This is a genomic window from Umezawaea sp. NPDC059074 (assembly GCF_042738955.1).
Taxonomy (GTDB): Bacteria; Actinomycetota; Actinomycetes; order Mycobacteriales; family Pseudonocardiaceae; genus Umezawaea.
Window position 1 is genome coordinate 34,163 of sequence record NZ_JBHYHC010000084.1, and the last position, 6,578, is coordinate 40,740.

6 protein-coding genes are annotated in these 6,578 nt (G+C 72.7%); 2 read left to right on the forward strand and 4 right to left on the reverse strand.

Annotated elements, in window-relative coordinates:
- Positions 1-28 precede the first annotated feature (28 nt).
- The 4 genes from ACFWW9_RS30685 to ACFWW9_RS30700 form a co-directional block, all read right to left on the reverse strand.
- The gene (locus tag ACFWW9_RS30685) at positions 29-1,162 is read right to left on the reverse strand and encodes an ROK family protein (protein ID WP_390385113.1); all 1,134 of its coding nucleotides are present in this window, start codon (positions 1,160-1,162) and stop codon (positions 29-31) included.
- Positions 1,163-1,219: 57 nt separating this feature from the next.
- A complete protein-coding gene (locus ACFWW9_RS30690; RefSeq protein ID WP_390385116.1) occupies positions 1,220-2,257 on the reverse strand; it encodes a methyltransferase in 1,038 nt (345 codons plus the stop codon).
- Positions 2,258-2,595: 338 nt separating this feature from the next.
- On the reverse strand, positions 2,596-3,459 hold the full coding sequence (locus ACFWW9_RS30695) for a RimK family alpha-L-glutamate ligase (protein ID WP_390385119.1): 864 nt from the start codon (positions 3,457-3,459) through the stop codon (positions 2,596-2,598).
- The gene (locus ACFWW9_RS30700) at positions 3,456-3,767 is read right to left on the reverse strand and encodes a hypothetical protein (protein ID WP_390385122.1); all 312 of its coding nucleotides are present in this window, start codon (positions 3,765-3,767) and stop codon (positions 3,456-3,458) included. Before ACFWW9_RS30700 ends, ACFWW9_RS30695 begins: the two co-directional genes overlap by 4 nt.
- Before the next feature lie 75 nt (positions 3,768-3,842).
- Between ACFWW9_RS30700 and ACFWW9_RS30705 the strand changes: the two genes are divergently transcribed.
- Together ACFWW9_RS30705 and ACFWW9_RS30710 are read left to right on the forward strand one after the other, a co-directional pair.
- The gene (locus tag ACFWW9_RS30705; protein WP_390385125.1) at positions 3,843-5,471 is read left to right on the forward strand and encodes a DUF885 domain-containing protein; all 1,629 of its coding nucleotides are present in this window, start codon (positions 3,843-3,845) and stop codon (positions 5,469-5,471) included.
- Positions 5,464-6,435, forward strand: coding sequence for a quinone oxidoreductase family protein (locus ACFWW9_RS30710; protein ID WP_390385127.1), 972 nt, complete (start codon positions 5,464-5,466; stop codon positions 6,433-6,435). The genes ACFWW9_RS30705 and ACFWW9_RS30710 overlap by 8 nt, the downstream gene beginning before the upstream one ends.
- The last annotated feature ends 143 nt before the right edge of the window (positions 6,436-6,578 follow it).

The following is a 6,578-nucleotide window of genomic DNA, read 5'->3' on the forward strand; positions in this document are numbered from 1 at the left end:
ACTTCCCTTCACACGCAGGGGTGGTGGGTCAGGGGTGGAAGAGGGCCTGGATGGAGACGGCGGCCGCGCCGCGGGCCCATTCCTCGAACGGCAGCGGCCGGAGGATCAGCAGGCAGTCGGCGACCGCGCCGAACGCCTGCGCGGTGAACGCGGCGCGCACGTGCTCCTCGAACAGGTCGAAGGCCGCCACCCCCTCGCCGGACACGACGATCCGCTCGGGGCCGACGAGGTTCGCCATCGCGGCGAGCGCGAGCCCGATGGCGTGCCCCGCTTCGGCGAACACCGCGCGCACGGCGGGGTCCCCGGCGCGGGCACGGGCGACGGCCTCGCCCATCGGCATCCCCGCTCGGGCGACGATCGCGCCGGTGGACGCGATCGCCTCGACGCAACCGGTGCCGCCGCAGTGGCACGGCTGGTCGCCGCCGACCGGCACGTGGCCGAGTTCGCCCGCGACCCCGTGCGCCCCGGCGACCAGCCGATGCCCGACGACGAGCCCGCACCCGATGCCGGTGCCGACCGTGACCAGCGCGAACGACCCGATCCCGACGCCTTCGCCGAACCACTGCTCGGCGACGGTGAGGGCTTTGACGTCGTTCTCCAGGCGCACGGAGAGGCCGGTGGCGGTGGCGAGGAGGTCGCCGAGGGGGACGTCGTGCCAGCGGAGGAACGGGGAGTAGCGGACCACGCCGGAGACCTGGTCGACGTCGCCGGACACGGCGACGCCGAGGCAGTAGGTGCGGTCGCGGTAGGGCTCGACCAGGTCGGCGACGAGGTCGGCGAGTGCGGCCACGACGTCGTCGACGGTCGTCGAGGTGAGGGGGTGGTGGCGGGTGGCCCGCACCTGGGCGCGCAGGTCGCAGACGACGCCGATCAGGTCGTCGTCGGTGATCTTGACGCCGACGAAGAACTCGCGCTCGGCGCGGATGGCGAGGGGGCTGGCCGGACGGCCCGCACCCGGCCCGGTCCGTTCCTCCGAGGCGAGTTCTTCGAGGTAACCGGCGTCGATGAACGGCCTAGCGGCCTTCGTGACGGCGGCCGAGGACAAGCCGGTGCGTCGGCCGACCTCCACGCGGGAGACCGGGCCTTGGGTGAGGACGGTGCTGAACACCGTCGCCGCCGCGGGACTCGTGATCGGAGCCCGTTGGGGCCTCGTTGCCGCCATGGGGGGACGGTAGGCGGGTTAAATTAACTTCGTCAAGAAACTAATGGTTTTGCCTGCTCAGACACCACAGGGAGGTGATCTCCGCGCACGGTGAGCGGCGAACGGGTCGTCCGGGCGGAGTCGGTGGCGCGGGAGGGTGGTGTGGCGGGCCGTCACGGTCAGGCCCGCTTCCGCGATCAGGGTCGGGAGTTCGGCGGGCGCGCGCAGGCCCAGTCGTTCGGCCAGGTCGGAGAGGATCAGCCAAGCCTCGCCGTTCTCCGCGAGGTGGTCGCCCAGGCCCGCGAGGAAGCCGCGGAGCATTCGGGAGTCGGGGTCGTGGACGGCGGCGTCCACAGTGGACGTCGGCGTGCCGGGCAGCCACGGCGGATTGCAGACGACCAGGTCGGCCTTGCCGTCGGGGAAGAGGTCGGCCCTGGACACCAGCGCGTCGACGCCGAGCCTGGTGAGGTTGTCGCGGGCGCAGGCCACCGCTCGCGGTTCCAGGTCGGTGGCGGTGACGCGGCCGACCCCCTTCCGGGCGAGGAGTGCCGCCAGGACACCGGTTCCCGTGCCGACGTCGAACGCGGACCTCGCTCCTCGCGGTAGCGGGGTGGTCGCCACCAGGTCCAGGTAGTCCTGCCGGGTCGGGGGGAAGACGCCGTAGTGGGGGTGGATCCTCGCGTTCAGGGCCGGGACGTGGATTCCCCTGCCGCGCCACTGGTCCGCGGCGAGGACGCCCACGAGGTCCTGGAGCGGGAGTCGGTAGCGGACGTCGGTGGGACCGAACGCCCTGGCGCAGGCCTGGGAGGTGTCGGGGGCGTGCGGGAGGTCCAGTCGGTGGTCCGGGGACAGCTCCACGACCAGTCGGCTGAGGAGTCGGGCTCGGGTGGCCGTGGACCGGCGGTGGGCTTGGAAGGTGGACGGCGGGTTCTCGGGGGCGAGCCGTCGCTTCACCGCCGAGAGGACCTGGCGGGCTTGGCGGTAGTCGCCCCGCCAGAGCGACGCCTGGTCGTGGCGGGCCATGGCGAGGACCCGGTCGGCGCGAACGGTGTCGCCGACGAGGACGAACCTGGTGGGACGGGGGCTGGAGGACATCCAGCGGGTTTGGTGATCCACGGGGACTCCCGGAACGGGGAGCCGCCTCCGGAAGGAGCGTCGCGGCCGTCCGAAGACGGCCCGGTTTCGTGCAAGCGGACGCCGTCAGTCGGAGTGGGCGCGCCAGACAACGGAACCGGGGATCACGAGAGGAACGTACCAGCGGGGAGGGGGTTCACCCGAAGTGGGTGAACCCGAGGGGTGGATGTCGGGGACGACGGTGTCGCGCCCCGGCCGCACTTCCCGCACCGGGGGTCTCACGGGCCGGGACGCCTGGTTCGTGCCCGCCCGTGAGGGTGCTGTGGGCGGCGGCTCGTTTCACCTGGTCGGTCGGCCGCCGCCGGTCCCGGCGGAGTCCTTCAGCGGGTCGACAGGGCCGTGCGGATGGCCGAGGCGAAGCGCAGTGGGGCCGTGTCGTCCGTCTGGCGGAAGCCCAGGGAGGGTTCCGCCAGTTCCAGTTCCAGTAGCAGCGGGTGGCCGTCGTTTCCCGTCACCAGGTCCACGCGGGCGTAGAGGAGGTCCGTCCTGCGGATGCCCAACCGCGTCGCGGCGGCGTCCATGGTGTCCTCGGCCAGGCGTCGTTGTGCCGCGCTGGGGGCCGCGGGCGCCAGGCGTTCGACGATGAACTTGCCCGAGGGGTCCAGTTCCGCGTCCTCGGTGAGCATGGCGCTCTTGGTGAAGGCGTGGGAGTACTGGCCGCCGAAGTAGACCAGCGCGGTCTCGCCGTGGTTGTCCACTGTGGACTGGTAGGGCTGGAGGAGGGCTTTCACGCCCAACGAGCGCCAGTGGGCGTCCGCGGCTTCGTGGTCGCCCGCGGTCACCCGTAGTGCGCCGCGTGAGCCCGCGCCGACCGCGGGCTTGATCACGAAGTCGACGTTCGGCCACTGTGGACTGTCGCCGGGGTTCAGCAGGGTGGTGGGGACGATGGGGACGCCCGCGTTCGCCAGGTCGACCATGTAGGACTTGTCGATGTTCCAGCGGATCGTGGTGAGCGGGTTGGCCAGTGCCGGCACGGTCGCGCACCACGCGAGGAACTCGTCCAGGCGGTCCGTGTAGTCCCACGGGGTGCGGAGGAGCACCAGGTCCGCCGAGGTGAAGTCGGTTCCGGAGTCCCACGGGGACCACTCGGCGTGGACACCCAGGTCCGCCAGGGCGTCCACCAGTGCTGCGTCGTCGCCGTCACCGGTGGGGAGTTCGGCGCAGGAGACCAGGTAGAGCTTCATCGGCCTGCCATCTTGTGGCGGTGGGCGGGGCCGATCTTCAACGACGCCGTGGTCTCGCGGTCCCACTCGGCGGCGTCGAGGTCGGCGATGTGCTCCACCAGCGCCTCGGCGGTGGGGACGTCCGGGAGGACCAGGTCGCCCAGGGCACCGTCCGCGCCTACCAGGACCACGCGGGCGCCTGCTCGGCCCAGCGGTTCCACGACGGCGCGGGAGCCCTTGCCGTGCTTGGCGACGAACGCGGTCGCCGACTTCACCGCCTTCGGCGGGGCGGTGGGCGTCTTGGTCGTCGTCTGCTCGTCGTCAGCCACGGGAGCTACTTTAGAACCCGCGGGTAACTTGTGGGCGGTGACCGGTCCCACGTGGTGCGGGTAGTTTTCCACCGTGTGAAGACACTTGTCGACGGCGTGCTCGGGTGGCACTTCGACCGGTTCCCCGGTCAGGCGGCGGTGCTCGGGTCGCTGGACCACGATCGGACGTTCGGGGACTTCAGCGCGGCCGGGTTCGGGCGGTACGAGCGGGAGGCCGGCGAGTGGCTGGCCCGGTTCGAAGAGGTGCCGGACGCCGGGCTGAGCCTGGACGACACCGTGGACCGCGACCTGCTCGTGGCGGTGTTGCGGGGCGTGCGGGCGAAGGCCGCGTGGCCCGCGTGGCGGCGTGACCCCTCCACCTACCTGTCCTCCGTGCTGTTCCCGCTGTTCACGGCCTTCCTGCACCGGTTGCGGCCGGAGCCGGAACTGGTGTCCACGGTGGTCGCGCGGCTGGCGGAGGTGCCGTCGGTGTTCGCCGCGTGCCGGGCGAACCTGGACCCCGAGCTGGCGTCGCCGGTGATCGTGCGGCGGGCGATCGGGCAGGCGCGGTCCGGGCGGGCGTACCTGACCGGCGTGCTGCCCGCCGAGGTAGCCGATCCGGGGTTGCGGGCGGAGCTCGCGGCGGCCGCGGAGCCCGCGGCGGTGGCGTTCGACGAGCTGGCCGAGTTCCTGGAGGGGTTCGCCGAGCGGGCGCGCGGGGACTGGCGGATGGGCGAGGAGCTGTACTCGGCGCTCCTCGTGGAGCAGGAACTGCTCGGGTACGGGGCCGGTGAGCTGCACGACCGCGGGGTGGCGGCGTACGACGGGCTCGTCGCGGAGATGGACGCGCTGACGGCTCCCCGGCCGTGGCACGACGTGGTGGTGGAGCAGCAGGCGAACCACCCGCCGACGGTCGCGGACATGCGAGCGGAGTACGAGGCCGAGACGAAGCGGGCACGGGCGTTCCTCGCCGAGCACGGGCTGGTCACGTTCGCCGACGGCGAGGAGTGCCTGGTGGTGCCGTCGCCGGAGTTCCAGCGGCCGATCGCGGCCGTGGCGTCCTACCTCTCTCCCCCGCCGCTCACGGCCGGGCGGACCGGGCACTTCTTCGTGCCGTACCCGCCCGCCGACTTCACCGACGAGCAGGTGCTCCAGCGGTTGCGCACCAACGCCCGCGGGCAGCTGCCGACGATCGCGGTGCACGAGACCTACCCCGGCCACCACTGGCACCTGTCGTGGCTGGCCGCGCGGGACCGGGCCGTCCGCAAGGTGTTCCGCACGCCCTACTTCAGCGAGGGGTGGGCGCTGTACTCGGAGTCGCTGATGCGCGAGCACGGCTACTTCACCGACCCGGCGCACGAGCTGGCGCACCTGGAGGCGCGGTCGTTCCGCGCGGCGCGCATGATCGTGGACACGGCGCTGCACTGCGGCGACATGACGCCGGAGGAGGCGGAGGAGTTCATGACCGCCAAGACCTCGCTCACGCCCGGCACGGCGAAGGGCGAGGTGAGCCGGTACTGCGCGATGCCGACGCAGGCCCCGTCGTACCTCACGGGCGCGTTGGAGATCGAGAGCATCCGCGCCGACTACCTGCGCGCCGGGCGGGGCACCCTGCGCGAGTTCCACGACACGATCGCCGGGTCCGGCGCGCTCCCGCTGGGGCTGGCGCGCCGGGTGGCCCTCGGCGGGACGAACGACCACGAGAACGGGGAAGTGCATGCCTAAGGCAGTGCTGGTGCGCGAGACCGGCGGACCAGAGGTCTTGGAGTACGTCGACGTCGAGCCGCGCAAGCCGGGGGCCGGTGAGCTGGTCGTCGCCGTGCGCGCGGCGGGCGTGAACTACATCGACACCTACCACCGGTCCGGGCAGTACCCGATGGAGCTGCCGTTCCGGCTCGGCAGCGAGGGCGCGGGCGTCGTCACCGCGGTCGGCGAGGACGTGACCGGGTTCGCCGTGGGCGACCGGGTGGCGTGGCACGGGGCGGGCGGCAGCTACGCCGAGGAGACCGTGGTCCACGCCGCGGGCGCGCTGCACGTCCCGGAGGGCGTGGACGACGACACGGCCGCCGCGACGCTGTTGCAGGGCCTGACCGCGCACTACCTGGCGGCGTCGACCTACCCGATCCACGCGGGCGACACCGTGCTGGTGCACGCCGCCGCAGGCGGGGTGGGGCTGCTGCTCACGCAGCTGGCGAAGTCGCGCGGCGCGCGGGTCATCGGCACCGTGTCGACGGCCGAGAAGGAAGCTTTGGCACGGGAAGCCGGTGCTGACGAGGTCATCCGGTACACCGAGGTCGACTTCGTCGCGGAGGTGAAGCGGCTGACCGACGGCGTGGGCGTGCACGCGGTGTACGACGGCGTCGGCAAGGACACGTTCGACGGCAGCCTGTCGGTGCTCAAGCCGCGCGGCTACCTGGTGCTCTACGGCGCGTCCAGCGGCCCGGTGCCGCCGGTCGACCCGCAGCGGCTCAACGCGGGCGGCTCGCTGTTCCTCACCCGCCCCACGCTGGGGCACTACGTCGCCACCCGCGAGGAACTGGAGTGGCGGGCGGGCGAGCTGTTCGCGGCGATCCAGGACGGCTCGCTCAAGGTCGCGGTCGGCGGGCGTTACCCGCTGTCCGAGGCCCACCGCGCCCACGAGGACCTCCAGGGCCGGAAGACCACGGCGAAACTGCTGCTGATCCCCTGACGCGCCAACGGAGAAGGGGCCCGCCGCAGGTACGGGCGGGCCCGTCACCGGGCGATCGGTGGGATGAGCCGTAGACCGTGACGGCGTCGACGACGAAGACCACGGTCTCGCCCCCCCGGATGTCGCCCAGGCCGGTCGGCGCC

What these genes read in the sequence shown, in the direction of transcription:
- ACFWW9_RS30710 (WP_390385127.1), top strand. Translation starts at nt 5,464, where the DNA reads ATGCCTAAGGCAGTGCTGGTGCGCGAGACCGGCGGACCAGAGGTCTTG.
- ACFWW9_RS30695 (WP_390385119.1), bottom strand. Translation starts at nt 3,459, where the DNA reads ATGAAGCTCTACCTGGTCTCCTGCGCCGAACTCCCCACCGGTGACGGC.
- ACFWW9_RS30685 (WP_390385113.1), bottom strand. Translation starts at nt 1,162, where the DNA reads ATGGCGGCAACGAGGCCCCAACGGGCTCCGATCACGAGTCCCGCGGCG.